Source organism: Paraburkholderia phosphatilytica, from assembly GCF_003443895.1.
Taxonomy (GTDB): Bacteria; Pseudomonadota; Gammaproteobacteria; order Burkholderiales; family Burkholderiaceae; genus Paraburkholderia; species Paraburkholderia phosphatilytica.
Genome location: NZ_QQOA01000010.1, coordinates 67,535 through 94,337 on the forward strand (window position 1 = coordinate 67,535; position 26,803 = coordinate 94,337).

At 65.5% G+C, this 26,803-nt stretch carries 24 protein-coding genes; 14 read left to right on the plus strand and 10 right to left on the minus strand.

The genetic code is table 11. The features are described from left to right. Nucleotides 1-53: 53 nt before the first annotated feature. Genes lptB through kdsD form a run of 5 tightly spaced genes read right to left on the minus strand, consistent with a single transcriptional unit; the run spans nt 54 to nt 3,657 of the window. Nucleotides 54-836: an LPS export ABC transporter ATP-binding protein gene (lptB, locus tag DVS29_RS12975; protein ID WP_118180866.1), complete on the minus strand. Its 783-nt coding sequence runs from the start codon at nt 834-836 to the stop codon at nt 54-56. Then, nucleotides 833-1,504 carry a lipopolysaccharide transport periplasmic protein LptA gene (gene lptA / locus DVS29_RS12980; RefSeq protein WP_118180867.1) on the minus strand — a complete coding sequence of 224 codons (672 nt, stop codon included), beginning with the start codon at nt 1,502-1,504 and terminating at the stop codon, nt 833-835. The genes lptB and lptA overlap by 4 nt, the downstream gene beginning before the upstream one ends. Nucleotides 1,505-1,524: 20 nt before the next feature. Then, nucleotides 1,525-2,133 (minus strand): LPS export ABC transporter periplasmic protein LptC, encoded by a 609-nt coding sequence (gene lptC, locus DVS29_RS12985; protein ID WP_118180868.1) that lies wholly within the window; start codon nt 2,131-2,133, stop codon nt 1,525-1,527. A 4-nt stretch (nt 2,134-2,137) separates the two neighbouring features. After that, nucleotides 2,138-2,674 (minus strand): KdsC family phosphatase, encoded by a 537-nt coding sequence (locus tag DVS29_RS12990; RefSeq protein WP_118180869.1) that lies wholly within the window; start codon nt 2,672-2,674, stop codon nt 2,138-2,140. Further along, nucleotides 2,674-3,657 (minus strand): arabinose 5-phosphate isomerase KdsD, encoded by a 984-nt coding sequence (gene kdsD, locus DVS29_RS12995; RefSeq protein ID WP_118180870.1) that lies wholly within the window; start codon nt 3,655-3,657, stop codon nt 2,674-2,676. The genes DVS29_RS12990 and kdsD overlap by 1 nt, the downstream gene beginning before the upstream one ends. 160 nt (nt 3,658-3,817) lie before the next feature. On the opposite strand from kdsD, the gene DVS29_RS13000 reads away from it, so the two are divergent. The 5 genes from DVS29_RS13000 (at nt 3,818) to purU (ending at nt 8,987) form a co-directional block, all read left to right on the plus strand. Continuing rightward, nucleotides 3,818-5,821, plus strand: coding sequence for a monovalent cation:proton antiporter family protein (locus tag DVS29_RS13000; protein WP_118180871.1), 2,004 nt, complete (start codon nt 3,818-3,820; stop codon nt 5,819-5,821). A gap of 37 nt (nt 5,822-5,858) precedes the next feature. Next, nucleotides 5,859-6,449 (plus strand): adenine phosphoribosyltransferase, encoded by a 591-nt coding sequence (locus DVS29_RS13005; RefSeq protein ID WP_118180872.1) that lies wholly within the window; start codon nt 5,859-5,861, stop codon nt 6,447-6,449. A 60-nt stretch (nt 6,450-6,509) separates the two neighbouring features. Then, complete coding sequence (locus DVS29_RS13010) at nt 6,510-7,124, plus strand: LysE family translocator (RefSeq protein WP_118180873.1); 615 nt, start codon at nt 6,510-6,512, stop codon at nt 7,122-7,124. Between the two features lie 78 nt (nt 7,125-7,202). Next, nucleotides 7,203-8,045, plus strand: coding sequence for an NUDIX hydrolase (locus tag DVS29_RS13015; protein ID WP_118180874.1), 843 nt, complete (start codon nt 7,203-7,205; stop codon nt 8,043-8,045). Between the two features lie 72 nt (nt 8,046-8,117). Continuing rightward, a complete protein-coding gene (purU, locus tag DVS29_RS13020; protein WP_118180875.1) occupies nt 8,118-8,987 on the plus strand; it encodes a formyltetrahydrofolate deformylase in 870 nt (289 codons plus the stop codon). 133 nt (nt 8,988-9,120) lie between these two features. Here the strand turns inward: purU and DVS29_RS13025 are convergent, their stop codons facing one another. Together DVS29_RS13025 and uvrA are read right to left on the minus strand one after the other, a co-directional pair. Next, the gene (locus tag DVS29_RS13025; RefSeq protein ID WP_118180876.1) at nt 9,121-10,206 is read right to left on the minus strand and encodes an AI-2E family transporter; all 1,086 of its coding nucleotides are present in this window, start codon (nt 10,204-10,206) and stop codon (nt 9,121-9,123) included. Between the two features lie 42 nt (nt 10,207-10,248). Beyond that, entirely contained in the window at nt 10,249-13,128 is a 2,880-nt protein-coding gene (gene uvrA, locus DVS29_RS13030; protein ID WP_118180877.1) for an excinuclease ABC subunit UvrA, read from the minus strand. Between the two features lie 376 nt (nt 13,129-13,504). Here uvrA and DVS29_RS13040 point away from each other — a divergent pair, with 376 nt between their 5' ends. Both DVS29_RS13040 and DVS29_RS13045 read left to right on the plus strand, forming a co-directional pair. Beyond that, on the plus strand, nt 13,505-14,698 hold the full coding sequence (locus DVS29_RS13040; RefSeq protein WP_118181008.1) for an MFS transporter: 1,194 nt from the start codon (nt 13,505-13,507) through the stop codon (nt 14,696-14,698). A gap of 118 nt (nt 14,699-14,816) precedes the next feature. Then, a complete protein-coding gene (locus DVS29_RS13045) occupies nt 14,817-15,353 on the plus strand; it encodes a single-stranded DNA-binding protein (RefSeq protein ID WP_118180878.1) in 537 nt (178 codons plus the stop codon). 100 nt (nt 15,354-15,453) lie between these two features. Here DVS29_RS13045 and DVS29_RS13050 read toward each other — a convergent pair whose 3' ends face one another. Continuing rightward, the gene (locus DVS29_RS13050; protein WP_118180879.1) at nt 15,454-16,350 is read right to left on the minus strand and encodes a LysR family transcriptional regulator; all 897 of its coding nucleotides are present in this window, start codon (nt 16,348-16,350) and stop codon (nt 15,454-15,456) included. A gap of 104 nt (nt 16,351-16,454) precedes the next feature. Between DVS29_RS13050 and DVS29_RS13055 the strand changes: the two genes are divergently transcribed. The 3 genes from DVS29_RS13055 to DVS29_RS13065 all read left to right on the plus strand — a co-directional run bounded on the left by DVS29_RS13055 (nt 16,455) and on the right by DVS29_RS13065 (nt 19,772). After that, nucleotides 16,455-17,780, plus strand: coding sequence for an MFS transporter (locus tag DVS29_RS13055; RefSeq protein ID WP_118180880.1), 1,326 nt, complete (start codon nt 16,455-16,457; stop codon nt 17,778-17,780). 501 nt (nt 17,781-18,281) lie between these two features. Next, nucleotides 18,282-18,716, plus strand: coding sequence for a CHRD domain-containing protein (locus tag DVS29_RS13060; protein ID WP_118180881.1), 435 nt, complete (start codon nt 18,282-18,284; stop codon nt 18,714-18,716). A gap of 72 nt (nt 18,717-18,788) precedes the next feature. Next, complete coding sequence (locus tag DVS29_RS13065) at nt 18,789-19,772, plus strand: alpha/beta hydrolase (protein WP_118180882.1); 984 nt, start codon at nt 18,789-18,791, stop codon at nt 19,770-19,772. On the opposite strand, the gene DVS29_RS13070 is transcribed toward DVS29_RS13065, so the two are convergent. Then, on the minus strand, nt 19,742-20,596 hold the full coding sequence (locus DVS29_RS13070) for an EcsC family protein (RefSeq protein WP_118180883.1): 855 nt from the start codon (nt 20,594-20,596) through the stop codon (nt 19,742-19,744). The two genes, DVS29_RS13065 and DVS29_RS13070, sit on opposite strands and share 31 nt — an antisense overlap. Nucleotides 20,597-20,765: 169 nt before the next feature. Between DVS29_RS13070 and DVS29_RS13075 the strand changes: the two genes are divergently transcribed. Both DVS29_RS13075 and DVS29_RS13080 read left to right on the plus strand, forming a co-directional pair. Beyond that, nucleotides 20,766-22,361, plus strand: a complete 1,596-nt coding sequence (locus DVS29_RS13075; protein WP_118180884.1) for an MFS transporter — start codon at nt 20,766-20,768, stop codon at nt 22,359-22,361. 37 nt (nt 22,362-22,398) lie between these two features. Next, nucleotides 22,399-22,857: a MarR family winged helix-turn-helix transcriptional regulator gene (locus tag DVS29_RS13080; RefSeq protein WP_118180885.1), complete on the plus strand. Its 459-nt coding sequence runs from the start codon at nt 22,399-22,401 to the stop codon at nt 22,855-22,857. 77 nt (nt 22,858-22,934) lie between these two features. On the opposite strand, the gene DVS29_RS13085 is transcribed toward DVS29_RS13080, so the two are convergent. Next, complete coding sequence (locus DVS29_RS13085; protein WP_118180886.1) at nt 22,935-24,212, minus strand: amino acid deaminase; 1,278 nt, start codon at nt 24,210-24,212, stop codon at nt 22,935-22,937. 162 nt (nt 24,213-24,374) lie between these two features. Here DVS29_RS13085 and DVS29_RS13090 point away from each other — a divergent pair, with 162 nt between their 5' ends. Then, nucleotides 24,375-25,265, plus strand: coding sequence for a MurR/RpiR family transcriptional regulator (locus DVS29_RS13090; RefSeq protein WP_118180887.1), 891 nt, complete (start codon nt 24,375-24,377; stop codon nt 25,263-25,265). An 8-nt stretch (nt 25,266-25,273) separates the two neighbouring features. Further along, nucleotides 25,274-26,755, plus strand: a complete 1,482-nt coding sequence (locus DVS29_RS13095) for an N-acyl-D-amino-acid deacylase family protein (protein WP_118180888.1) — start codon at nt 25,274-25,276, stop codon at nt 26,753-26,755. The last annotated feature ends 48 nt before the right edge of the window (nt 26,756-26,803 follow it).

Consider the following 26,803-nt stretch of genomic DNA (forward strand, 5'->3'; position numbering starts at 1 on the left):
CGCCTGTGTAATGGCGCTGTGCGCGACGGTGCGTCGCGCACATTGCCGGCCTGTTACATCCGGAAGTGTTCGCCTAGATAGACGCGCCGGACGTTCTCGTTTTCGATGATTTCCGAGGGCGCGCCCGCGGCGAGCACGGAGCCGTCGCTGATAATGTACGCGTGATCGCAGATGCCGAGCGTCTCGCGAACGTTGTGGTCGGTGATGAGCACACCGATGTTGCGCTGCTTGAGGAACTTGACGATCTTCTGGATTTCCAGCACCGCGATCGGATCGACGCCCGCGAATGGTTCGTCGAGCAGAATGAAGCTCGGGTTCGTGGCGAGCGCGCGGCAGATTTCCACACGCCGCCGTTCGCCGCCCGACAGCGACAGCGCCGGGTTATCACGCAGATGCGCAACCTGCAGTTCGTCGAGCAACGCTTGGGTACGTGACGCAATCGCATCTTTCGACAGGCGCTTGCCGTTATCGTCGACCTGCAGCTCCAGCACCGCGCGGATGTTTTCCTCGACGGTGAGCTTGCGGAACACCGACGCTTCCTGCGGCAGATACGACAGACCGAGCGACGCGCGCTTGTGAATGGGCAGCAGGCTGATCGACTTGCCGTCGAGATCGATCTCGCCGGCATCCAGCGCGACGAGCCCGACGATCATGTAGAACGACGTGGTCTTGCCCGCGCCGTTCGGTCCGAGCAGACCGACGACTTCGCCGCTCTTCACGTCGAGCGACACGTCCTTGACGACGGTGCGCGAGCCGTAGCGTTTCTTCAGGTTGCGCACGACGAGCGAACTGGTGGTACCCGCGGGCTTGCGGTTGGGGAGGACCTGCGTGCTCACGGCGCTTTGCCTCCCGGGAACGACGTGGCCGGCGCGAGCGTGGCGGAGGCGCCGGTCAGCGGCGCCGCGCCGCCGTTCTTCGGCGTGAGCATCGCGCGCACGCGGCCGCTCGGATTGCCCGGACCCGCGACGTCGGGACCTGACTTCGCGGTATAGAAATCGTTCTGACCGTCGTACGTGATCACGCTGCCGTGGACTTCATCCATCAGCGTTGTCAGGCCCTGCAGGCGACGTACGGTGGCGCGCGTGGTGAGCGTGGTCAGGTCCTGCTTGCCGTCGTAGTCGATACGCACGGCCGTGCCTTCGATGTATTCGTTCACGCCTTCGCGCTTCTGGCGGAAGTACGACAGGTTGTCGCCGTTCGACGTGCCGGTTGCGTACTGGTAGCCCTGCGGGTCCTGATGCACCTCGACCCGGTCGGCCTTGATCACGATCGTGCCTTTGGTCGCGACCACGTGGCCGGTGAAGATGTTGACCTGCTTCAGATCGTCGTACGTCATGTTGTCCGCTTCGATGTTGAGCGGCTTGTCCTTGTCGGCGCGCTCGGCGTGCGCGAGCGGCGCGACACCGGCGAGCGGCAGCGCGACCAGGAGCGCCGCGAGCCCCGCGCGCAGCACGGCGAGCGCGCGCACACGATGGGCGACAAAACGGGGGAACGATTCGTTCATGCAGTCACGCCAAGAGTGGATTACCCGGGTTGCCTGAGCGAGCCGCCCGACGAGTCGGCGGGAGTGATGGCGCCGCGGACATTGCCGAAGAGCTGTATGACCCGGGTGACGTTGTTGTAGTTCATGCCGCTGGCCGTCATGACTGACTGGCCGCGTTGCAGTTTAACCGGCTTTTCCGTCCAGATGACGTCGTCGTTCACGAGCACCTGGAAATGTTCTGAATCGGCCTGCATCTGTGGGTCGCCGTCGCCCGGCGCACGCACGATGCGGGCATGATCATACAGGTCGACGATCGATGCGTCCGAATTCACCTTGCCGCGCAGCGCGGTGGCGGTGACGATCGGCTTGCCCGGCTGGAACGCGCGCACGGCCGGGTTCGTGAGGTCGCTGTTCGCGTCGTCCTCGTAGTGAACCATGTGCGTCGCGGTCAGCCGGTATTGCGTGGAGCCAGACTGGTCGAGCTCGGACACCGAGAAATTGTCTGCGAAATAGTCCGGCGTATGCGCGAGCGGACGCTGCACGTTCTCGTTCGCAGGCGGCTTCGTTGCCTGCAGCAGCCACCACGTGACGCCCGCGAGCGCCGCCATCGCGACGACCGGAATCAGCGAAGTCCAGCGAAAGCGGTTCATCCGGTCACGCTCCGCACGCGGCCGCGAGGAGCGCGTCATAGCGATGCTGCGCGCGCAGCAGCGCATCGCAGACTTCGCGCACGGCGCCATGGCCGCCGCGCGCTTCGCTCACCCAGTGGGCGCGCGCGATCACGTCCGGATGCGCGTTCGCGGGCGCGGCCGCGAAGCCCGCCTTCAGCATCACGCCGAGATCCGGCCAGTCGTCGCCCATGTAGCCGCATTCGTCTGCGCTGAGGCCGGTTTCCTTCAGCAGTTCGCCGAACGCGGCGACCTTGTTCTCCACGCCCTGATAAAGATGCGCGATCTTCATTTCCTGCGCCCGCCGCGCGACGATCTCGGACTGGCGGCCCGTGATGATCGCGGTGGAGACGCCCGCTTCGCGCAGCAGCTTGACGCCGTGGCCGTCGAGCGAGTTGAACGACTTCATCGTGTCTCCGGTCGCGGTGAACAGCAGGCCGCCGTCCGTCAGCACGCCGTCGACGTCGAAAATCATCAGCTTCACGCGCGCCGCGCGGTCGGTCGCGGTCAAGGCAGCCGCCATCAGATCACCTTCTTCGAAAACAGGTCGTGCATGTTGAGTGCACCGATCAGCTTGCCCGCGTCATCGACGACGAGCATCTGGTTGATGCGATGGCGCTCCATCAGTTCGACCGCTTCCACGGCGAGCTGGTCGGGCCCGATGGCGCGCGGCCGATGCGTCATGACCGCGGTGATCGGCAGATTGCGGAAATCGCCGTCGCGCTCGAGCACGCGGCGCAGATCGCCATCGGTGAAGATGCCTTCCACGCAGCCCGCGTCGTCGACGATCGCGGTCATGCCCATGCGCTTCGCGGTGATCTGGAACAGCGCCTCGCTCACCGTCGCGTTGCGGGTGACGAACGGCACCTGGTCGCCGGTGCGCATCACGTCGTGCACGTACGTGAGCAGGCGCCGGCCGAGCGCGCCGCCCGGATGCGAGCGCGCGAAATCGTCGGGGCCGAAGCCGCGGGCATCGAGCACCGCGACCGCGAGCGCATCGCCAAGCGCGAGCGCGGCCGTCGTGCTGGCGGTGGGCGCGAGGTTCATCGGACACGCTTCCTTCGACACCGCCGAGTTCAGATGCACATCCGAGAGCTGCGCGAGACTCGATGCGGGACGTCCCGTCATCGCGATCAGTTTCGAGCCGAGCCGCTTGACCGTGGGCAGGATCGCCATCAGTTCGTCGGATTCGCCGGAGTAAGAAATCGCAATGAAAACGTCGTCCGCGGTGACCATGCCGAGGTCGCCGTGGCTCGCTTCGGCCGGATGCACGAAAAACGCCGGCGTGCCCGTGCTGGCCAGCGTGGCGGCCAGTTTGCGGGCGATATGGCCGGATTTGCCGATGCCGGAGACGACCACGCGCCCGCGGCAACCCAGGATGAAATCGATCGCCTCGACGAAGTGGTCGTCGAGCTGATCGCGAAGGGCACGCACGGCGTCCGCTTCGATGTCCAGCACTTCGCGCGCGAGCCCGAGTGCCCGGTCGCCATTGATTTTCGCTATCATTCGCGGAGTATAGCAAAGGCGTGTTGTTCGCCGCGCCTGGCCAGACGGCCGGGTAAGTGCCTTCGCCGGCCCCATTCTTCCGTCGCGCGCGCTGTTGTCCGGCCGCCGCACATATCGGTCTGCTGACGAACGAGGACGTTTTTGCAATGCGGTTCCGCCCATGATTTCCCCCCTCGAAATGACGCTGTTCCTGCTGCTCGCTTCGGTGGCGGGGGTGGTCGTCTTTCGCTATCTGAATCTGCCGCCGATGCTCGGCTATCTGACCGTGGGCATCATCGTCGGGCCGCATGCGCTGCGCATCGTGCCCGATTCGAGCGGCGCGCAGAATCTCGCGGAATTCGGCGTCGTGTTCCTGATGTTCTCGATCGGCCTCGAGTTTTCGCTCGCGAAGCTGCGCTCGATGCGCCGCGCGGTGTTCGGTCTCGGCCTCTTGCAGGTGCTCGGCACGGTGATCGTCGCGGTCGCGCTCGGTCTTGTGCTTGAGCGCTGGGTGCACATCACGTGGCAGGCGAGCGTCGCGCTGGGCGGCGCGCTCGCGATGTCGTCGACGGCAATCGTCAGCAAGATGCTCGCGGAACGGCTTGAGCTCGAAACCGCGCACGGCCGCAACATCCTCGGCGTATTGCTGTTCCAGGACCTCGCGGTGGTGCCGCTGCTGATCGTGATCTCGGCGTTCGGCGGTGATTCCGGCGACCTGATGCGCGCGCTCGGGCTCGCCGCGGTGAAGATCGTCGTTGCGCTGTCGCTGCTCCTGATAGTCGGGCAGAAGTTCATGACGCGCTGGTTCAACGTCGTCGCGCGGCGCCGCTCGCAGGAGCTGTTTGTGCTGAACCTGCTGCTCGTCACGCTGGGCGCGGCGTTCGTCACCGACAAGTTCGGGCTGTCACTCGCGCTCGGTGCGTTCATCGCGGGCATGCTGATTTCGGAAACGCCGTACCGGCATCAGGTGGAAGAGGACATCAAGCCGTTTCGCGACGTGCTGCTCGGGCTCTTCTTCGTGACCACGGGCATGCTGCTCAACCCGCACGTGATCTGGCAGCACCCGTTCATCGTCGCGGGCTTCCTGATCGGGCCGGTGTTGCTGAAGGCGGTGCTGATCACCGCGCTGTCGCGCGTGTTCGGCGCGACGCCCGGCGTGGCGATGCGAACCGGTCTCGGCCTCGCGCAGGCGGGCGAATTCGGGTTCGTGCTGATCAACCTGATTCTCGACAAGCATCTCGTCGACGCGACGCTCCTGCAGGCCATTCTCGCCGCGATGCTGCTGTCGATGCTCGCGGCGCCATTCCTGATCCAGAACGCGGACCGGATCGTGCTGCGGCTGTCCGCATCCGAATGGATGATGCAGTCGTTGCAGATGACGCGCATCGCGACGCAGAGCATCAAGCAGAGCGGTCACGTGATCATCTGCGGATACGGTCGCGCGGGGCAGAATCTCGCGCGCATGCTGGAGCACGAAGGCCTGTCGTACGTCGCGCTCGACCTCGATCCCGATCGCGTGAGCGCCGCGGCGGCCGCGGGCGAATCGGTGGTGTTCGGCGATGCCGCGCGGCGCGAATCGCTGCTCGCGGCTGGTATCCACCGCGCCGCGACGCTCGCGGTCACGTATGCGAACACGCCGTCGGCGTTGCGCGTGCTGCACAACGTGCACGAGCTCGAACCGACCTTACCGGTGATCGTGCGTACCGTCGATGATGCCGATCTCGAGAAGCTGCTCGCCGCTGGCGCGACCGAGGTGATTCCTGAGATCGTCGAGGGCAGCCTGATGCTCGCGTCGCACACGCTCGTCGTGATGGGCGTGCCGATGCGTCGTGTGGTGCGGCGGGTCGAAGAGATGCGTGACGAGCGCTACAGCCTGCTGCGCGGCTACTTCCACGGCGCCGACGACGTCGAGGACGACGATGGCCACGAGCAGGTACGGCTACAATCGGTGCCGGTCGATGCGAGTGCCGACGCCGTCGGCCGCACGCTGGCGGAGCTGGGCCTCTTCGATATCGGCGTCGAGGTGACGGCGATCCGCCGGCACGGCATTCGCGGTGTCGAGCCCGATCCGTCGACGAAGCTGCGCGCGAACGACATCGTCGTGCTGCGCGGCTTGCCGGAAGCGCTGGCCGAAGCCGAAGAGCGGCTCTCGCGCCATCGGCGCCAGGGCGCCGCGGCCGCCTGATTCCCCAGCAACACCTGAGTTTTCACGGGAGACATTCATGTCCAACGCGCCTACAAGTGCGCCTACGCCTGGACCCACTGAGGCACCGGTCAATGCGGCCGCGTTCATTCACAGCCAGATCCGCACCGTGCCCGACTGGCCGCAGCCGGGCGTGCAGTTCCGCGACATCACGCCGCTGCTGCAGCATCCGAAGGCGTTTCGCGTGCTGATCGACCTGTTCGTCGAACGGTACGTGGATGCGAAGCTCGATTTCGTCGCGGGCCTGGATGCACGCGGTTTCATCATCGCGCCGATCGTCGCGTACGAGCTGAACGTCGGCTTCATTCCGATCCGCAAGGTTGGCAAGCTGCCGTACAGGACCGTTTCCGAGTCGTACCAGCTGGAGTACGGCGAAGCGACCGTCGAGATTCACGAAGACGCCTGCAGGCCCGGCGATCGCGTCGTGATCATGGACGACCTGATCGCGACCGGCGGCACGATGATGGCCGGCCGCAATCTGCTGGGCAAACTCGGCGCGGTGGTCGTGGAAGGCGCGGCAATTGTCGACCTGCCCGACCTCGGCGGTTCGGCGCTGCTGCGCAAGGCCGGCCTGCCGCTCTACACGGTCACGGCGTTCGGCGGACATTGAGCGCTTGCGGCGCTGCCGCTACGTTTCAACATCGAAGGCAACAACCACGAGGTTCACGCGATGCCCAATTTCCTGCTGTTTCTCGCGACGTCGCTCGCGATCACGTTCGCGCCCGGCCCCGACAACATGCAGGTGCTCGCGCGCGGCATCTCGCAGGGGCGCGCCGCCGGCTTCGTGTCCGCGCTCGGCTTCGCGGCCGGCATCACGTTCCACACGACGCTTGCCGCGCTCGGCGTCGCGGCCGTGCTGCGCTCGTCGCCGGTCGCGTTCCAGGTCATCAAGCTCGCCGGTGCCGCGTACCTGATCTGGATCGGCATCAAGGCATTGCGCAGCCGCGGGCTTGCCACCGCACACGAACGTCCGCCGCAACCGCTGGCGTCGATCTTCCGCCAGAGCGTGCTCGGCAACATGATGAACCCGAAGGTGACGCTGTTCTTCGTCGTGTTCCTGCCGCAGTTCGTCGATCCACATGGCGCGCAGAGCGTCACGCTGCAGATGCTCGAACTGGGCGTGTTGTTCATGCTGCAGACGGTGGTCGTGTTTTCGCTGTTCGGCGTGTGCGCCGGCATGATCGGCGGCTGGCTGAAGCGCAAGCCGCGCGTTGGCGTGTGGCTCGATCGTCTTGCTGGTGCGACGTTTATTGCTATCGGCATCCGCGTTGCGTTGCGCGACTGAGCGTGCCGCGCGATGCGCCCGTGTCCGTGACACGCGCATCGTCGCTTGCCATGAATAGCTGCTGAAGAGGAATTGCCGATGACGTTGCCCTGTATTTCGCTTGCGCGCCGTTTCGATCCGGCCGCGCATCGTCCGTTCGTGATCGGCGCGGAACAGGTCGGCTGGATTCGCGCGTCGGACGTTGCGCTGCTCGCGCGCTGGCCCGACGTGTTCGCGTGCAACGGCGAGCGCGTCGTGCTGTCGCCGCGCTTCGATACCGTCGATCTGCGCAGTGCGGCGCTCGGCGCCGTGATCGGCGCGCTCGCGGCGGACGGTCGGATTCCCGGCTGGCGCGACGAGACTTACGCGATCCGCAACGCGTTCGATGCATCGCCGCTCGCGTTCATCGAACGTGCGGCGTCGCGTTTCTTCGGCACGATGACGTACGCGGTGCACCTGAACGGCATCGTAGAATACGGGGATCGCGCGCCGCAGCTGTGGATCGCGCGTCGCAGCGACACCAAGGCGACCGATCCGGGCATGCTCGACAACGTCGTCGCGGGCGGTATCGGCTGGGGTTTCGGCGTGGCCGAGACGATCGTCAAGGAGTGCTGGGAAGAAGCGGGCATTCCGGCGGACATCGCCGGGCGCGCTGCACCTGGGCGCACGGTGCACGTGCTGCAGTCGCTGCCCGAAGGCACGCAGGCCGAGCAGATCTTCGTCTACGACCTCGCGCTGCCCGACGATTTCGCGCCGCGCAACCAGGACGGCGAGGTCGGCGAGCACCGGCTTGCGAGCGTCGAAAAAACGGCGCGCTGGATCGAGGAGGGCGCGATGACGGTCGACGCGAGTCTCGCGACGCTGGACTGCCTCTTGCGGCGCAACTGGATCGACCACGACGCGTGCGAAGGCATCGATACACTGTTCGAGCCGCCGTACTGACCCGCGTTTATGCAGCGGCGCGCACCACCCGCATCACGCATTGAAGCATTGAAGAAGGGAGTATTCGAGGTCATGTCGACCGATCACAGCTTTATCCTCAAGCTCGCCTGCGCAGACCGCCCGGGCATCGTCCACGCGGTGTCGGGCTTTCTGTTCGAGCGTGGCAGCAACATTCTGGACTCCGCGCAATTCGGCGACAGCCACACCGGCGAGTTCTTCATGCGCGTGCACTTCCAGCAGGTGGGCGGCGATCCCGGCCTCGACGTGCTGCGCACCGACTTCGCGGCGCTCGCCGAACAGTTCGGCATGCGCTGGGAACTGCACGACGCGTCGGTGAAGCCGCGCGTGGTGATCATGGTGTCGAAGATCGGCCATTGCCTGAACGATCTGCTGTTCCGCTACCGCACCGGCCAGCTCGCGATCGACATTCCGGCGATCATCTCGAACCACAAGGAGTTCTATCAGCTCGCCGCGAGCTACGACATTCCGTTCCATCATTTCCCGCTGACGTCGTCCGCGCCGGACGCGAAGGCCGCACAGGAAGCGCGCGTGCTGGAAGTGATCGACGAACATCAGGCGGATCTCGTGGTGCTCGCGCGCTACATGCAGATCCTGTCGCCGCAGCTGTGCGAACGGCTGACGGGCCGTGCGATCAACATCCATCATTCGTTCCTGCCGAGCTTCAAGGGTGCGAAGCCGTACTACCAGGCGTTCGACCGCGGTGTGAAGCTGATCGGCGCTACCGCGCACTACGTGACGACGGATCTCGACGAAGGTCCGATCATCGAGCAGGAAGTGGAGCGGGTCGATCACAGCATGACGCCGGACCAGCTCACGGCGATCGGCCGCGACGTGGAGTGCGTGACGCTCGCGCGGGCGGTGAAGTGGCACGTCGAGCACCGCATCGTGCTGAACGGCAGCAAGACGGTGGTGTTTCGCTGAGGTTCGTTTACGCCTGGTGCAGGGAAACTCCGCAGGCGCGAATTGCGGACAAAAAAGCCGGCTGCGAGCCGGCCTTTTTGCGCTTTGCTGCCCAGGCACGTGCGCTTGTGCTTTCAGCAGCCTCACACCAGTCTCACACCAGCCGCAGATAAATCAGCTCGCGCTTCACGTACGCATAAAAAATCGGCGCGGCGATCACCCCGGGCACGCCGAACGCGGCCTCCATCACGAGCATCGCGACGAGCAGCTCCCACGCGCGCGCCTCGATCTGCCCGCCGACGATCTTCGCGTTCAGGAAATACTCGAGCTTGTGGATCAGGATCAGGAAGCCGAGCGCCGTGACGGCCGCGGGGAAGCTCACCGACAGCGCAACCGCGACGATCAGCGTGTTCGAGATCAGGTTGCCGATCACCGGCAGCAGGCCGACGATGAACGTGACGAGCACGAGCGTCTTCGAGAGCGGCAGCCTTGCGTGGAACAGCGGCAGGAACACGAGCAGGAACAGGCCCGTGAAGGTGGCGTTGATCGCGGAAATCTTGATCTGCGCGAACACGATGCGGCGGAACGCGTCCGAGAAGCGGCTGACGCGCGCGACGAACGCGGTGGAGAGCGGCAGCCGCTGCGTATGCTTCTGCGCGCCGACCGCGATGATCGCGCCGATGATCATGCCGATCACCACGTGCGTGACGCCGCGCGCGAGATTCTTGCCGCCTTGCTGCAGCATGTTCGCGTGCTCGTGCATCATCGACGCGGCGCGCTGTTTGATCTCGTCGGCATCCACCGGCAGGCTGTTCGCGATCGACTGCGGCACGCGTGTGCGGAACTGGTCGATCAGCGCCATCGCCTGGTCGAGCAGGTTCTGCACGCTCGGCACGTCGTGTTCGAAGTGCTCGATGATGCCGAGCGTGAGGCCCGTCAGCGCGCCGACAATCAGCGTGGCCAGCAGCACGACCGACAGCCAGCGCGCGCGCTTGCCGGACATGTGCCGCTCGATGCGCGGCGCGATCATGTGCACCAGCTGAAACACGAGCATGCCGGCGAGCAGCGCGCCCAGCAGGTCGAGACGCAGCACCGCCCACATCGCGAGGAGCGCGACCACATAGCTGCCGATCTCGACCGCCGACAGCTTCGGCAGGCTCATATCGCTCGTGAGCCTGACCGGGCGTGGGCGCAGATCCTGGACCTGGCCGTCGTCGGATGCCTCGTTTCGCTTAACCATGACTTTAGGATCTCCGGCCCGCCCGTTCTTGTGTGTGGGGGCCTACTTCTGTTCGACTGCCGCGCCGCGCTTGAGGAGCGGCGCCAGGTATCTTCCGGTGAAACTCGATTTCGACTTCGCAATCTGTTCGGGTGTCCCCTGGGCGATGATCTGCCCACCTCCCGCGCCGCCTTCCGGACCGAGGTCGATGACCCAGTCGGCGGTTTTGATCACGTCGAGATTATGCTCGATGATAACGACCGTATTGCCCTGATCCCTTAGCCTGTGAATCACTTCCAGCAGCAGCGCGATGTCGTGGAAGTGCAAACCCGTGGTCGGCTCGTCGAGAATGTATAGCGTGCGACCGGTATCGCGCTTGCTGAGTTCCAGCGAGAGCTTGACCCGCTGGGCTTCCCCGCCCGACAGCGTTGTAGCCGACTGGCCAAGCCGGATATACCCGAGGCCGACGTCGAGCAGCGTCTTCAGCTTGCGCGACACCACCGGCACTGCCTTGAAAAATTCATGCGCGTGTTCGACGGTCATGTCGAGCACTTCGCTGATGTTCTTGCCTTTGTACTGGATGTCGAGCGTTTCGCGGTTGTAGCGCTTGCCGTGGCAGACGTCGCACGGCACGTAGACGTCCGGCAGGAAGTGCATCTCCACCTTGATCACGCCGTCGCCCTGGCAGGCTTCGCAGCGGCCGCCCTTCACGTTGAACGAGAAACGGCCCGGGTCGTAGCCGCGTTCCTTCGCGGACGGCACGCCCGCGAACAGCTCGCGGATCGGCGTGAACACGCCCGTGTAGGTGGCCGGGTTCGAGCGCGGCGTGCGGCCGATCGGCGACTGGTCGACGTTGATCACCTTGTCGAAATGTTCGAGGCCTTCGATGGCCTCGTGCGCTGCGGGTTCCGTGGATGAGCCGTACAGATGCTGCGCGACCGCGTGATACAGCGTGTCGTTGATGAGCGTCGACTTGCCCGAGCCGGAGACGCCCGTCACGCAGGTCAACAGCCCGACGGGCAGGTCGAGCGTCACGTGCTTCAGGTTGTTGCCGTACGCCTCGATGATGCGCAGGCGCCGCTCGTTCGGCTCGATGCGCTCGTCGGGGTATTCGATGGTGCGCGCACCGGCTAGGTACTGGCCGGTCATCGACGCCGGATCGTTTTCCACTTCCTTCGGCGTGCCCTGCGCGATCACCATGCCGCCGTGCTCGCCGGCGCCCGGGCCCATGTCGACCACGTAATCCGCCATGCGGATCATGTCCTCGTCGTGCTCGACGACGACGACCGAATTGCCGAGATCACGCAGGTGCTTGAGCGTGGAGATCAGACGGTCGTTGTCGCGCTGATGCAGGCCGATCGACGGCTCGTCGAGCACGTACATCACGCCGGTCAGGCCGGAGCCGATCTGCGACGCGAGCCGGATACGCTGCGCCTCGCCGCCGGAGAGCGTCTCCGCGCTGCGTTCCAGCGACAGGTAATCGAGCCCGACGTTGTTCAGGAACATCAGCCGCGCGACGATTTCCTTGATGACCTTGTCGGCGATTTCGCGCTTCGAGCCTTCGAGCCGCAGCGTCTGGAAATAGCCGAGCGTGTCGCGCAGCGGCCAGCCGCTCACTTCGTAGATGGCGCGCGCCTGGTCTTCCATGCCGATGCGCACGAAGCGCGCTTCGCGCCGCAGGCGACTGCCGGCGCATGCGGGGCAGGCCTGGTTGTTCTGGTATTTCGCGAGTTCCTCGCGCACGGCGACCGAATCGGTTTCCTTGTAGCGCCGCTCGAGGTTCGGGATGATGCCCTCGAACACGTGCTCGCGCACCGATGCGCGGCCGCGTTCGTTGATGTACGAGAACGGGATTTCCTCCTTGCCCGAACCGTACAGCAGGATCTTGCGCACCTTCTCCGGCAGGTCCTCGAACGGCGTGTCGATGTCGAACTCGTAGTACGCCGCGAGGCTCTGCAGCATCTGGAAGTAGAACTGGTTGCGCCGGTCCCAGCCTTTCACCGCGCCCGCCGCGAGCGACAGCGACGGGTGTGCGACCACCCGCTTCGGATCGAAGAACGTGATCTGGCCGAGGCCGTCACATTCCGGACACGCGCCCATCGGGTTGTTGAACGAGAAGAGACGCGGCTCCAGTTCCTGCAGCGAGTACGAGCAGATCGGGCAGGCGAACTTCGAGCTGAACAGATGCTCGGCGTCGGTGTCCATTTCGAGCGCGATCGCGCGGCCGTCGGCGAGCCGCAGCGCGGTTTCGAACGACTCGGCAAGGCGCTGCTTCATGTCGGCGCGCACCTTCAGCCGGTCGACGACGACGTCGATCGAGTGTTTGTCGTTCTTCTTCAGCTTCGGCAGCGAGTCGACGTCGTAGATTTTCGCGACGCCCTCGTTCGCCGTGCCGCCGCCCGAGCGGATCCGGAAGCGGATGAAGCCCTGCGCCTGCATCTCCTCGAACAGCTCCGCGTGCTCGCCCTTGCGGTTCGACACGACGGGCGCGAGGATCATCAGCTTGGTTTCCTCCGGCAGCGCGAGCGCAGCGTCCACCATCTGCGAGACGCTTTGCGCCTCGAGTGGAATCTCGTGGTCCGGGCAGTACGGCGTGCCGACGCGAGCGTAGAGCAGGCGCAGGTAGTCGTGAATCTCGGTGACGGTGCCGACCGTCGAGCGCGGGTTGTGCGACGTCGCCTTCTGCTCGATCGAAATGGCGGGAGACAGCCCCTCGATCAGGTCGACGTCCGGCTTTTCCATCAGCTGCAGGAACTGGCGCGCATACGCGGACAGGCTCTCGACGTAGCGGCGCTGCCCTTCGGCGTACAAGGTATCGAAGGCGAGCGACGATTTGCCGGAGCCCGACAGGCCCGTAATCACGACGAGCTTGTGCCGCGGCAGGTCGAGATTGACGTTCTTCAGGTTGTGGGTGCGGGCCCCACGGATACGGATTTGTTCCATGAACCTGGCGGGAGGGGAGAAGGGCTAAACCTGCTACTATAACGACTTTTCCAGACCGCCGTTACGGTTGCCTGACAGGCCGCGCAAGCGCCTCGGGCGGCTCGCGACCGGCCGGTCGCAGGCGGGCAGCACGCGCCGCGGGAGCAGCCTCGCAGCGGTTGGGCCACCGCGGTTGCCACGGCGGGCCGCGTCTCGCGAAAGCCCCGTGAATCGCGTTCCGGCGCGACGAAAATATGACGGTAGCCGTGGCGTCCGCGCCGGCAGTTTCGGGTGCCGGCGGTGCGCGTTGGGTTACGATGCGCGTGCCTGGTGCGTCGTCGCGTGTTTCGCGTTCTGCGTGCCGCATTCTCATTCGAAAAATCGCTCCCGATTCCCGATGTCCAATCCGTCCGCCACATCCTCACGCATGAGCGCGTCCGAAATGCGCGCAACCGTGTCGCTCGCCGCGATTTTCGCGCTGCGCATGCTGGGCCTCTTCATGATCATGCCGGTTTTCTCGGTGTACGCGAAAACCATTCCCGGCGGCGACAACGTGCTGCTGGTCGGCATTGCGCTGGGCGCGTACGGCGTCACGCAGTCGCTGCTCTACATCTTCTACGGCTGGATCTCGGACAAGGTCGGGCGCAAGCCCGTCATCGCGACGGGCCTCCTGATCTTCGCGATCGGCAGCTTCGTCGCGGCGGTGGGGCACGACATCGGCTGGATCATCGCCGGCCGCGTGATCCAGGGGATGGGCGCGGTGTCGTCGGCGGTGCTCGCGTTCATCGCAGACCTGACCTCGGAAGAACATCGTACGAAGGCGATGGCGATGGTGGGCGGGAGCATCGGCCTCTCGTTCGCGGTGGCGATCGTCGGCGCGCCGATCGTGTTCCACTGGATCGGTATGAACGGGCTGTTCGCGGTGGTCGGCGTGCTGTCCGTGCTGGCGGTCGGTGTCGTGCTGTGGATCGTGCCGGACGCGCCGAAGCCGGTGCACGTTCGCGCGCCGTTCGCGGAAGTGCTGCACAACGTCGAACTGCTGCGCCTCAACTTCGGCGTGCTGGTGCTGCACGCTACGCAGACGGCGCTCTTCCTGGTCGTGCCGCGCATTCTGGTGGCGGGCGGCCTGCCGGTCGCATCGCACTGGATGGTCTATCTGCCGGTGATGGGCATCAGCTTCGTGCTGATGGTGCCGGCCATCATCGCCGCCGAAAAGCGCGGGCATATGAAATCCGTGCTGGTGAGCGCAGTCGCTCTTATCCTTATTGGCCAGTTACTTCTCGGCGCGGGTCCGCATACCATACTGATGGTGGCGGGCGTCCTCCTGATCTACTTCCTCGGCTTCAATATCCTGGAAGCGTCGCAGCCGTCGCTGGTATCGAAACTCGCGCCGGGCACCCGCAAGGGCGCGGCCGTTGGCGTCTACAACACCACGCAATCGATCGGCCTCGCGCTGGGTGGTATGCTCGGCGGATGGCTTCTGAAGTTCGCCGGTCAGAGCGCGGTGTTCTTCGCGTGTTCGGCACTCGTGTTCTGCTGGCTGATCGTGGCGGCGAACATGAAGGCGCCGCCCGTGCGACACCGGGCCTGACGTCCGGGCACGGCGCGGCTGGCTCGCCGCCACGCCTGAGCGCCGGCGGCATGCGAATCGAAGGGCAAACGGGCGCGCCGGGGTCGCGTCACCCGTAATGGAATCAACTGGAGAAATCATGGCATCAGTGAACAAGGTCATCCTCGTGGGCAATCTGGGCGCCGACCCGGAAGTGCGCTATCTGCCGAGCGGCGACGCCGTCGCGAACATTCGCCTTGCGACCACCGATCGCTACAAGGACAAGAGCTCCGGCGAGATGAAGGAAATGACCGAATGGCACCGTGTGTCGTTCTTTGGACGGCTCGCGGAAATCGTGTCGGAATACCTGAAGAAGGGCTCATCGGTCTATATCGAAGGCCGTATCCGTACGCGCAAGTATCAGGCGCAGGACGGCACGGACCGCTACTCGACCGAAATCGTCGCGGACCAGATGCAGATGCTGGGCGGCCGCGGCTCGATGGGCAGCGGCGGCGGTGATGACGCGGGCTACAGCCGCGAGCCGGCTGAGCGTAGCGGCGGCCGCACGGGCGGCGGTGGCGGTGGTGCACGCAGCGGTGGCGGCGGCGGTGGCGGTGGCGGTGGCGGTGGCGCGAGCCGTCCGCAGGCGCCGGCCGGTGGCGGCTTCGACGAGATGGACGACGACATTCCGTTCTGATTTCCCGGCCTCGGAACATCAGTACCGAAACCCCGCCTTGTGCGGGGTTTTGTTTTTCCGCGACTTGTCCCGCGCGCCGCACGCCGTGCGGCTTCAGGCATCAGGCGAACAGCCGCGTGAGCGCGTCGCGCGCGTTCGATACGAGCTGCGTTTCGCCGAGCCGGCCCGGCAGCAGGTGAAACTCGACCGCGGGTAGCGGTGGCAACTGCACGCTGGGCGCACACGGCACAAGCCCGCCGCCAACCGACGATTCGTTGAGACACGACACGCCCAACCCCGCCTTCAACGCCAGCTGCAACCCCGCCACGCCCGACGCCGAGTGCGAAATCAGATACGGCACCTGACGCTCATCGAGCAGCTTCACGACGAAGCGCTGCAGCTGGCAGCTCGTGGGCAGCAGCACCAGGTGATAGGGCGGCTGCGGGCGCGCTTCGCCGTCGGCGGACGTCACCCAGACGAGCTTTTCCCGCCTGATCACGGTGCCCTTCGTTGCGGTTTCCGCCGCGATCCTGCCGCTGCCTTTCCGGGCCGGCGTCACAATGCGCAGCGACAGACCGATGTCGAACGTGGCGTCATCGCCAGCGCTGCTGTCGATCACCGCGCTTGGCAGGACCGTGACGTGCAGCCGCAGCCGCGGGTGCTGCTCCGAGAACGTCTTCAGGACGCGAGCGACGTCGTGCGGGCGGTAATAGTCCGTGATCGCGATGCGCAGTTCGCCGTCGAGCGAACGCCCTTGCAGATCCTCGAATGCCGCTTCGCTCATCGCGATGATCCGTCGCGCGTGATCGAGCAGACGCGCGCCTGCGGGTGTCGCCGTGACGCCATGCTTGCCGCGCACGAAGAGCGGCTGGCCGGCGCGTTCCTCGAGCTTTTTCAGCTGTTCGCTGACCGACGACTGCGACAGAAAGACACGCTCAGCCGCCGCCGAAACGCTGCCTGCCTCCGCCACCGCGACGAACGTCCTCAGCTGGGTGAAATCGAAACCGCGTGTGCTCATGATGATTCGGAATATCCGATGGATTCCATCAAATAATCCTGCTTTTCCGATGGTGTGTCCAGTCTTACGATGGCCGCAAGACTTCTCTTTCGGAACGGATCGACATGGACAATGCACTGAACACGCGCGATACGCGCACACAGCAATCCGCTTCGCGCGGCAGCAGGCATCGGTGGAAAGTACTCGGTGTCGGGTTCTCGGCGAACGCGAGCTTTGCAGCCGCGTTTTCGGGTATTCCGACTACGGCCGTTTTCATCCGCTCGGGCTATCACGTCGGCAACAGCGGCCTTGGGCTGGTGCTCGGCATGCTCGGTCTCGGCATCGCGCTGAGCGAATTGCCGTGGGGTTTGCTGACCGATCGCTGGGGCGACAGGAAGGTCTTGCTGCTCGGCCTCAGCGCGACGGCCGCGGCGCTCGCCGCTCTCGCGCTATTCGTCGTGCCACGGCAGGCGTACGTGCCCGGGCTCGCGTCGCTCGCGCTCGGTCTGCTGCTGGTCGGCTTGCTGGGTGGCAGCGTGAACGGATCAAGCGGGCGCGCCGTGATGGCGTGGTTCAAGGAAGGCGAGCGTGGTCTTGCGATGAGCATCCGCCAGACGGCAGTGCCCGCTGGTGGCGGCATCGGAGCGCTGATGCTGCCTGCACTCGCGTTGCACTTCGGTTTTTCGGCGGTGTACGGCGTGCTCGCCGTGCTGTGCGCGGTGACGGCTGCGTTCGCGTGGCGCTGGCTCGTCGAACCGCCGGACGAAGTGTCGGACGAAGCGCCGGCCGCGAACGAAGTGGCCATGGCGCGCGGCCAGGCGCGATCCTCGGTGGCCGGCCGCAATCCGCTCGCCGACATCAGCGCGTGGCGCGTCGCGTTCGGCATTGGCGCGTTGTGCGTGCCCCAGCTGGCTGTGATTACGTTCGCGACGGTGTTTCTGCATGACTTCGGCCACGCCGGCGTCGTGACGCTGAGCGCGACGATGGCGGCCGTGCAGACGGGCGCGGCCATCGCGCGGGTCTGGAGCGGACACTGGACCGACCGGCGCGGTAACCGGCGTGCCTACATGCGAGCATGCAGTCTCACGACAGCGGTGCTGTTCGCCGTGCTGGCGCTGATGGTTGCGATCGCGGACGCCGACCACCTCGCGATGACCGCAGTGCTCGTCGCGTTGATCGTGCTGGGCGGCGTGTCGGCTTCGGCATGGCACGGTGTCGCGTTCACCGAACTCGCGACGCTCGCTGGAACCCAGAGAGCCGGAACCGCGCTTGCGATGGGCAACACCTTCGCGTTCGCAACGTTGTTCGTGACGCCGCTGATGATTCCTCCGCTGCTTGCGCTCGGCGCGTGGCCAGCTGTGTGGGTGACGACCAGTGTATGTGCGCTGATCGCGCTGCCCGTGTTTCCACGTGCGGTCGCAAGCGCGGTGACCAGGTCTGCGCGAGCCTGAGACCGCCCCTGAGCCGGGGTTCGGCATCATCGCGGCCGGCATGTCGACGTGCCGGCGCTTTCCTTTTTCGCGATGTCGATGACCGGCCGGGCAGATATCTGTCTGCCCGAGGCGCTTTCCGGTTGTGTGTGCAGACGTTTCTGCGTTGTGATGTCACGAGGCCCTGTCGCCATTCGTGAAATTGATGCGTGGTCCGGATTTGTTGACCAGCGTTCCGGCGGACAATCACCCGTTCCTCATTCTGGGGCTGTCACGCCCGGTGCGCACCGGCACGCCGGTGCGCGTGGCAGGGATGAAACCGCATGGCTTCCCCCTTTGCCGGTTCTTCCCCCGGCGCCACTGACAACCGGACCCGGCATGTCGCGGCACCCACCTGCTGCCGCTTTTCCCATTCGCGCCGCCATCTCAAAATTGATCTAGTATGTGTTTCGACCATACCTATGGCCCTGGCTAGCTTCGTCGAGGCAGACCAGTCGGCCGTGCGAGATCGGGAGACCGACAATGTCTGCGGTGCGGAAGTTCAAGCTTGGGGTGCTGTCGTTGTTATTGATGTCGGGCGTCACGTTTGCCGACACGGTTGCGTTGAAGGCTGATCTTGAGCCGTCCAGCGAAGTACCGCCGCGCGTGAGCCACGGGCACGGGATGCTCGATGCGACGTTCGATACGTCGACGAAAATCCTGCAGTGGTCCATCACGTACGAGGACCTGTCAGGCCCGGCGACCATGGCGCATTTCCATGGCCCCGCGCCGGTGGGCCAGAATGCGAAAGTGCAGGTGCCGATCGAGAGGGGCGCCCTGTCGAGCCCGATCAAGGGTTCGGCCGTACTGAGCGATCCGCAGGTGACGGACCTGATGGCTGGCCAGTGGTACTTCAACATTCATACGGCGCAGAATCCGACCGGCGAGATTCGCGGCCAGATATTACCCGCCAACTAGAACCCGCCGTCCACCGCTCAGGCGCCAAAGCAACGTACCATCGCGCGATATGCGATTGATGGAGTACGTCCGATGAGTTGGCAAGCCGCGCTCGCGTGCTGGTTCCTGCGCCGGCAATTTCGTCCCGAAACCGCGCGCCCACGGATCAGTGTCGAACGCGCTCGCGCAATGACGTCGAAGCGCGCCTATACGCCGCGCGTGCCATCGGGCTGGCGTCTGCACGAATGCTACGGAGTACGGGACTATCCCTTGCGAGGCGAGTGGCTGCAACCGCCATCAGCATCGACCGGCCATCCAGAGCGGCCGAAGCAACAGCAGCACGCAACGCCGACCATCCTCTACCTGCACGGCGGCGGCTACTACTTCTGCTCGCCACGCAGCCACCGCACGCTGACCTTCGGCTTCGCAGCCAGAACGAACGCGCGCCTGTTCTCGCTCGACTACCGGCTCGCGCCTGAACACCGTTTTCCTGCCGCCCTTGACGATGCCGTCGCCGCGTATCGCCGGTTGCTGTCCGATGGAACGCCAGCGCAGTCGATCGTGATCGCGGGCGATTCGGCAGGCGGCGGCCTCGCGCTCGCAACGCTCATTGCATTGCGCGATGCGGGCGACGAACTGCCCGCCAGCGCGGTGCTGTTCTCGCCGTGGACCGATCTCGCCGCGACGGGCGCATCGATTCGCGCTAACGATGGGCTCGATCCGATGTTCGCGGGGCCGTCGGTTGGACGCGCTGCCGCGGTCTATCTCGGCGACACGCCCACCACGCATCCGTACGCTTCGCCGCTTTACGCGGACCTGCGCGGCTTGCCGCCGATGTTGATCCAGGTGTCCAGCACTGAGGTTCTGCTGGACGACTCGACGCGCGTCGCAAAGAAGATCGAAGCGGCCGGCGGTCGTGTGCAGCTCGAAGTCTGGCCGAAGCTGCCGCACGTGTGGCAGATGTTCGTGCCATTCATTCCTGAAGCACGGCGCGCGCTGGATCGCGCCGCGGCCTTCGTGCGCGCGACCGTGTCGATGGACAGCGCTCACTCGTCGAGTGCAATCTCGAGCGCCTGATACGCGCGCTTTACCGCATCTCCACCGTATAGCCGCTCGAGGCGGCGCACGGTGAAGTGCCCGTGCGCAACCTGCTGGAAGTGATCGATGAATACGGTGTTGACCATCGCGCCGAGCACTGCGCCGATCGCGGGAATTGACTTCGCAGCGATCTGTTCGCTGACCTGCACCGAGAAGCGCGCTGCGATCGTGTTCAACAGGCGCAGCAGCGCCGCGGAGCCGTGCGTCGTGAATCCCTTCGACGCAATTTCGGACGACGCCTTCGACACCGCCTGCGCGAGCGTCCCGCGGACGATGAAATAGCCGATATCGGCGTCCTCGTCGGCGCTGGACGTGCCACCCATGCCCAGCACCGTCAGGCACTGAAGCTGGGTTTCGACGTCGGAGAGATCTTCGCCCTCGCTACGCGCGACGTCGCAGATCGAGCGGAACATCAGCGTCGTCGTGACCGGAAGTTCGACCGGCAGCGCCAGCAGCCCGAATGCGCCGCCCGCCGCGCCGGTCGTCGCGACCGCGAACTTGTGCAGCAGATTGTTCGGCCGGTCGGGCAGCGCGCGCGTCGCCGGATCGCTGTGGCCGAGCGTGCGCAGCGCGATCTTCAGGCACTTGCGCAACGCCAGTTGCGTCGCTTCCGAGACTTTCTCGTTCGCCATCGCCGGCATCTTCGCGAGCAGCTTTTCGAGCGGTGCGCCGACCATGCTTGCAAGTTTCATCGCAAGACGCGGATTTTCCAGCTCGTGTTTCGCGCGCCGCAGCGCCTCGATGTCTTCACTCGACAGCGCCGCGGCACCGTAGATCGGAGTGTTGGGCGAAACCTCTTGCATAAGCCTCCCCGGCGAGCATTCCAGTAAAAAGGGCGCCATCGGATCATGCCTGCAATCAGGCGACTGGCAGGCAACAGGCGAACAGACGGCGCAGTAGATGTCCCGTTAGAACACTTAGACATGCTATGATTCCCTTTTGCTTGACGCGTCAACTGTTGCAAGATCAAAAATGGCTGTCCATACCGCCGCCCATCATTCGAGTGGGCAAGTTTTACCGTTCCGCGAGTCGCTGCTCGCCATGCTCGGCATCTCGTTCGTGACGATGCTGGTCGCGCTCGACCAGACCGTCGTCGGTACCGCGTTGCCGACCATCGTTGCCGAGTTGCGAGGCTTCGAACTGTACGCGTGGGTCGCTACGTCCTATCTGCTGACTTCCGTGATCACCGTGCCGATCTTCGGCCGGCTCGGCGACTACTATGGCCGCAAGCCTTTCGTGATCGCGTCGATCGTCGTGTTCACGGGCGCCTCGGTGCTGTGCGGGATGGCGCACGACATGCTGTTTCTCGTGCTCGCGCGTGGCCTGCAGGGCATCGGCGGCGGCATGCTGGTGGGCACCGCGTTCGCGTGCATCCCCGACCTGTTTCCGGACTCCGTGATCCGCCTGCGCTGGCAGGTGCTGATGAGCTCGGCATTCGGCATCGCGAATGCGATCGGGCCGTCGCTCGGTGGCTTTCTCACGCAGTACTACGGCTGGCGTTCGGTGTTCTACGTCAATCTGCCGGTGGGCCTGCTGTCGCTGGTGTTCGTGATGCGCTATCTGCCGCATCTGCGGCACGTCGAGCACACCGGCAAGATGCGGCTCGACTGGCCCGGCGCGGTGTTGATTGCAGCTTCGCTCGGCTGTCTTCAGCTCTTCGTCGAAATGCTGCCGAAGCATGGCCTGTCCGCGTCCGCGATCGCGCTGTTCGTGGTCAGCGTCGCGTCCGCGTACGTGCTGTGGCAGTGGGAAAAGCGCTTCCCGCAGGCCATCCTGCCGATCGACATGTTCCGCAACAAGAGCCTGTCCGCGCTCTTCACGCTGTCGGTGCTCGGCGGCTTTTCGATGTTTTCGCTGCTGTTCTACGCGCCGCTGCTGTTCCAGGGCGGCTTCGGCATGTCGCCGAAGGAAGCGGGTCTCGTGATCACGCCGCTCGTCGTGTTCATCACGATCGGCAGTATCGCGAACGGCCGGATCGTGTCGCGCATCCGCAATCCGAACGCGATGCTGTATGTCGGCTTTACGCTGCTCGCAATCTCATGCGCGGGTATCGTGGTCACGACGCGCTCGATGCCGACGTCGATCCTGATGACGCTGATGGTGCTGGGCGGTCTCGGCCTCGGCTTCGTGATGCCGAACCTGACGGTGTTTGCGCAGCAGACCGCGGGCCGCGAGCACCTCGGCATCGCGACCGCGCTGCTGCAGTCGCTGCGGATGATCGGCGGGATGATCGGCACGGCGCTGACCGGCACGCTCGTCACGGACCTGTACGTGGGCGGTGTGCGCGACACGCTGTCGCGCAACGGCGCGACCGCATGGCTGCACGATCTCGGCGACCCGCAGATCCTGATCAATCACGACGAACAGACCACGGTGCTCGGCCAGCTCGCGCACGCCGGTCACAATGGCGCGCTGTTGCTCGAAGCGGCGCGCGAGTCGCTCGTCAGTGCGATCCATCTGGGTCTGGCGCTGGCCGCGGTGATTGCCGTGGTGTCGATCTGGCAGAGCCGCCGCGTGCCGCCTGTCAAGCTGACGCGCCAGGTCGAACCGGCCATTCTCGCGGACTGACCGCGCTCCTCCCGTCTACTTTCGCAACAGGTTCATCATGGAAGAACAGGATCGCGTCGCCGTTGTCCAGCAGTTCGGCCGGACGTATCGCGCGTTCATGAGCGCGTTCGAAGCGCAGGTTGGACATCCGATGCCGCGCTGGCGGATTCTGCTCGCGCTGCACAACCGCGCGGGCGAATCGTCGCAGAAGCAGCTGGTCGAGCAGTTGCGCGTCGACCCGGGCGCGCTGACGCGTCAGCTGAAAGCACTCGAGGCGCTCGGCTGGATCGTGCGCAGTACCGACACGCGCGACAACCGCATCACCAACGTCAAGCTTACGCCGGATGGGCAGGCCGCAACGGAGGCCAGCATGCCGCGCCGCAACGCGTTCCTGCACGACACGATGGCCTCGTTGCCGGACGACGCGTTGTCCGCATTGTCGGATGCGCTGTCGATGCTCGAGTCGCGCATCGGCGAAGTGACCGCGCAGCAGGGGCGTGTCGCGGTCGAGGGCTGAGCGGCGCGCGCTCAGTCATCACGCGGGCGACGGCACGCACCGTCGCCGCGCCCCGTCGCCGCGCCCCAGATCCAAAATCAGAAAAACGTCTCGATCACCTCGGTCACCCGATACGACGGATCGACGACCAGCAGTTGCCGCCATTTGTCGAACGTGAGGCACGGGTGCGAGATGTCGAACGCGATCATGTCGCCCACCTTCAGATCGGCGCCCGCCGGAATGCGCAGATACGCATGCTGGTCCATCAGCCCGAACACTTCCCAGCCTTCGCTCGTTGCGATCTCGCGTGGCGCGTCAGTGCCCGGACGGTAGTGCTTCGCTGGCTCGGGCAGGCCTGCATCGAACGCCGAATCGCGCTTGCCGAAGCCGACGATCGCGCGGTCCGGCTCCGGGATCGACTGCACGTAGGCCCATAGCTGCAGCGCTGGCAGCAGTCCTTCGCCCATCTTTTTCGCAACCGGGTTGCGCGCGAAGATGTCGGTCTGCGCTTTCCGGTAGATACCGACGTCATGCGTCAGGTAGCAGCCGGGCCGCAGCACCACGTCGATCCGACCTTGCTCCTGCACTTTCGCGAACTCTTCCGCGACCACGTCGTACCACGCGGACCCTGCGCCGGTCAGCAGCGCCGGCGTGCGCGCGAAGCGTCCCGAATCGGCGAGTTGCCGCACGGTTGCCACCGCGCGTTGCAGGAACGCGCGAATTTCCGCTTCCTCTTTCAGCACGCCTTCGTACAGTTCGATGCCCGCGAGTTTCAGCGCATCCGGATAGCGCGCGATCGCGGCGAGCACCGCATCTCGCTGCGCGTCGTCGCGCACGCCGGTGCGTCCGCCCGGCACGCCGAGTTCGATCAGCACCTGCAGCGGCTTCTTCGCCGCGCCGAAGAACTCGCCCAGCTGTTCGACGCCCTCGACCGAATCGACGAGGCAGAGGAACTCGAACTCAGGATCGGACAACAGTTCCGCGATGATCGCCATGTTCCGGCGCCCGACGAGCTGGTTCGCCAGCAGCACGCGCTTGACACCACCGTGCCACGCGGCGCGCGTCTGATGAGCGGTAGCGAGTGTGATGCCCCACGCGCCGGTTTCGAGCTGGCGGCGGAACAGCTGCGGCGCCATCGTGGTCTTGCCGTGCGGCGCGAGCTTCACGCCGTACTCGGCGACGAACGCCTGCATCCATTTCAGGTTGTGCTCGATGCGGTCCGCGTACAGAACGGCGGCGGGCAGACTCACGTCTTCGTCGAGCAGGTTCCATTCGAGCCGCGCCGCGTCGCCCAGCTGGATGCCGCTGCCCGGCACGTTGCCGAGGCCCTTGCTGAACGGATCGATCGTCGCGCTTTGATAGTTTGTAACTTTCATGTTTCTCCGCTCCATCTACCGGATAAATCGTGCGCAGGTTGACTCGCTCATGGTACAGAAAGTACGATGACCGCGTAAATGTTATTTAGTACCAAAGCTGTCCCTCGTGCATCGTCCTCGAGTCGTCCATGAAGGCGGTGCAACGCGGGAAGCCGGAGCCCCATGAACGTCAGTGCCGAACCCGCCGCATTCGATATCGTTGCGCGCATCGCGGAGCGCGCGCCGGAATTGCGCTCGGCCGAGCGCAAGGTCGCGGCGCAGATCCTCGATGACCTGACCGCCGCGTCGCGCGCGAGCATCGGCGCGCTTGCGCAGCAGGCGCAGGTGAGCGTCGCCACTGTCACGCGCTTCGCGAAGGCAGTCGGCTGCCGCGACGTGCGCGAACTGAAGCTGCGGCTCGCGCAGGCGGCCGCGGTCGGACAGCGTTTTCTCGCCAGCGGTGCGGCCCCGCAGAACCCCGAGCTGCTCGCCACGCGCGTGTTCGACGAACTGCAGACCGCGCTCGCGCATAATCACCAGCTGCTGTGCCATGCGCCAATCGCCGAGGCCGCGACGGCGTTACGCGACGCGCGCATGATCTACGTGTTCGGCATGGGCGGCGGTTCCACGGCGCTCGCCGACGAGATGCGCTTTCGCCTCGTGCGCCTGGGCCGCCCGGTGGCGTCGTATCAGGATGGCCTCTTGCAACGCATGGTCGCGAGCACGCTGTCGCGCGATAGCGTGGTGGTGGCGCTTTCCGTCACGGGGCGCGTGCCGGAGATGGTCGAGAACTGCCGCATCGCGCGCAGCTACGGCGCCACCGTGATCGCGCTCACCGCGCCCGCGTCGCCGCTCGCGAAGCTCGCGGATCAGGTGATCCCGATTGTCGCGTTCGAAACCGATTTCATCTACAAGCCGTCGTCGTCGCGGTACGCGATGATGATGGCACTCGATGTGCTCGTCACCGAACTCGCGCTGAGCCAGGGCGACGAGAGCCGTGAACTGCTGCGCCGCATGAAGCATGCGCTCGACGCGCATCGCGGCGGCGGCGACCGTCAACCGATCGGAGACTAGGAGATACCATGCACTCGCATCCGGAAGCGGCCGATACGCTGATCATGGGCGCGCAGCTGTACGACGGTACCGGCGCGCCGCCGCTCGAACGCGACGTCGCGTTGCGCAACGGCAAGATCGCGGCGATCGGCAACCTGTCGAACTGGCTCGCGGAAGAGGTGATCGAGGCGAACGGGCGCGCGCTTGCGCCCGGTTTCATCGACGTGCACACGCACGACGACACGCACGTGATCCGCGCGCCGCAGATGCTGCCGAAGATCTCGCAGGGCGTGACGACCGTGATCGTCGGCAACTGCGGCATCAGTGCTTCTCCGGTTGCGCTGAAGGGCGATCCGCCCGATCCGATGAACCTGCTCGGCGAGCGCGACGCGTTCCAGTACCCAACCTTTGCCGCATACATCGAAGCGGTGAATGCCGCGCGTCCGGCCGTAAACGTCGGCGTGCTGATCGGCCACACGGCGCTGCGCAACAACCACATGGACCGGCTCGACCGTACCGCGACGACCGCGGAAATAGACGGCATGCGCGCGCAGCTCGAAGACGCGCTGTCGCACGGCGCGCTGGGCTTGAGCACGGGCCTCGCATACGGCTCGGCGAACGCGGCATCGACCGAGGAAGTGATGGCGCTCGCAGAACCGCTCGCGCACGCGGGCGCGCTCTACACCACCCACATGCGCACCGAATTCGACGCGATTCTCGACGCGATGGACGAGGCCTATCGCATCGGTCGTCACGCGCGCGTTCCGGTCGTGATCTCGCATCTGAAGTGCGCGGGACCGTCGAACTGGGGGCGCAGCACGGAAGTGCTCGAATCGCTCGAAGGCGCGCGGCGGTTGCAGCCGATCGGCTGCGACTGCTATCCGTACAGCCGCAGTTCGTCGACGCTGGATGTGAGGCAGGTCACCGGCGACATCGACATCACGCTCACATGGTCGACGCCGCATCCGGAAATGGCGGGCAAGCTCGTGAAGGCAATCGCGGCGGAGTGGGGCGTGTCGCAGCAGGAAGCCGCGAAGCGTCTGCAGCCCGCGGGCGCGGTGTATCACAACATGTCGGAAGAGGACGTGCGCCGCATCCTGTCGCATCCGGCGACGATGGTCGGCTCGGACGGCCTGCCGAACGATCCGCTGCCGCATCCGCGGCTGTGGGGCGCGTTTCCGCGCGTGCTCGGCCACTATGCGCGCGACGCGAAGCTGATTCCGCTCGAGGAAGCGATCCGCAAGATGACGAGCCTGTCGGCGCGCCGCTTCGGTCTCGTGCAGCGCGGCGAGGCGCATGTCGGCTATCACGCCGATCTCGTGCTGTTCGATCCGGCGCGCGTGCGCGATGCGGCCACGTTCGATAACCCCCAGCAACCCGCCGACGGCATCGACGCGGTGTGGGTCAATGGCGTGCTGTCGTATCGCGACGGCGCAACGACCGGCGATCGCGCGGGCCATTTCGTCGCGCGCGGCGCGAGGTCTCAGGGCGACGCGCACGGCGCGTTCTGACAAGATTTACCACGACATGCGCACAATCATGTGTGCGCGGTGTCGACC

Coding starts and splice junctions, on each gene's coding strand:
- DVS29_RS12990 (WP_118180869.1), bottom strand. CDS start 2,674: ATGGCGGCTGCCTTGACCGCGACCGACCGCGCGGCGCGCGTGAAGCTG.
- DVS29_RS13080 (WP_118180885.1), top strand. CDS start 22,399: ATGGAAGAACAGGATCGCGTCGCCGTTGTCCAGCAGTTCGGCCGGACG.
- DVS29_RS13060 (WP_118180881.1), top strand. CDS start 18,282: ATGTCTGCGGTGCGGAAGTTCAAGCTTGGGGTGCTGTCGTTGTTATTG.
- DVS29_RS13090 (WP_118180887.1), top strand. CDS start 24,375: ATGAACGTCAGTGCCGAACCCGCCGCATTCGATATCGTTGCGCGCATC.
- DVS29_RS13015 (WP_118180874.1), top strand. CDS start 7,203: ATGACGTTGCCCTGTATTTCGCTTGCGCGCCGTTTCGATCCGGCCGCG.
- DVS29_RS13005 (WP_118180872.1), top strand. CDS start 5,859: ATGTCCAACGCGCCTACAAGTGCGCCTACGCCTGGACCCACTGAGGCA.
- lptC (WP_118180868.1), bottom strand. CDS start 2,133: ATGAACCGCTTTCGCTGGACTTCGCTGATTCCGGTCGTCGCGATGGCG.
- lptA (WP_118180867.1), bottom strand. CDS start 1,504: ATGAACGAATCGTTCCCCCGTTTTGTCGCCCATCGTGTGCGCGCGCTC.
- DVS29_RS13010 (WP_118180873.1), top strand. CDS start 6,510: ATGCCCAATTTCCTGCTGTTTCTCGCGACGTCGCTCGCGATCACGTTC.
- DVS29_RS13085 (WP_118180886.1), bottom strand. CDS start 24,212: ATGAAAGTTACAAACTATCAAAGCGCGACGATCGATCCGTTCAGCAAG.
- kdsD (WP_118180870.1), bottom strand. CDS start 3,657: ATGATAGCGAAAATCAATGGCGACCGGGCACTCGGGCTCGCGCGCGAA.
- DVS29_RS13045 (WP_118180878.1), top strand. CDS start 14,817: ATGGCATCAGTGAACAAGGTCATCCTCGTGGGCAATCTGGGCGCCGAC.
- DVS29_RS13000 (WP_118180871.1), top strand. CDS start 3,818: ATGATTTCCCCCCTCGAAATGACGCTGTTCCTGCTGCTCGCTTCGGTG.
- DVS29_RS13055 (WP_118180880.1), top strand. CDS start 16,455: ATGGACAATGCACTGAACACGCGCGATACGCGCACACAGCAATCCGCT.
- DVS29_RS13040 (WP_118181008.1), top strand. CDS start 13,505: ATGTCCAATCCGTCCGCCACATCCTCACGCATGAGCGCGTCCGAAATG.
- purU (WP_118180875.1), top strand. CDS start 8,118: ATGTCGACCGATCACAGCTTTATCCTCAAGCTCGCCTGCGCAGACCGC.
- DVS29_RS13070 (WP_118180883.1), bottom strand. CDS start 20,596: ATGCAAGAGGTTTCGCCCAACACTCCGATCTACGGTGCCGCGGCGCTG.
- DVS29_RS13065 (WP_118180882.1), top strand. CDS start 18,789: ATGAGTTGGCAAGCCGCGCTCGCGTGCTGGTTCCTGCGCCGGCAATTT.
- DVS29_RS13075 (WP_118180884.1), top strand. CDS start 20,766: ATGGCTGTCCATACCGCCGCCCATCATTCGAGTGGGCAAGTTTTACCG.
- DVS29_RS13095 (WP_118180888.1), top strand. CDS start 25,274: ATGCACTCGCATCCGGAAGCGGCCGATACGCTGATCATGGGCGCGCAG.
- DVS29_RS13025 (WP_118180876.1), bottom strand. CDS start 10,206: ATGGTTAAGCGAAACGAGGCATCCGACGACGGCCAGGTCCAGGATCTG.
- DVS29_RS13050 (WP_118180879.1), bottom strand. CDS start 16,350: ATGAGCACACGCGGTTTCGATTTCACCCAGCTGAGGACGTTCGTCGCG.
- uvrA (WP_118180877.1), bottom strand. CDS start 13,128: ATGGAACAAATCCGTATCCGTGGGGCCCGCACCCACAACCTGAAGAAC.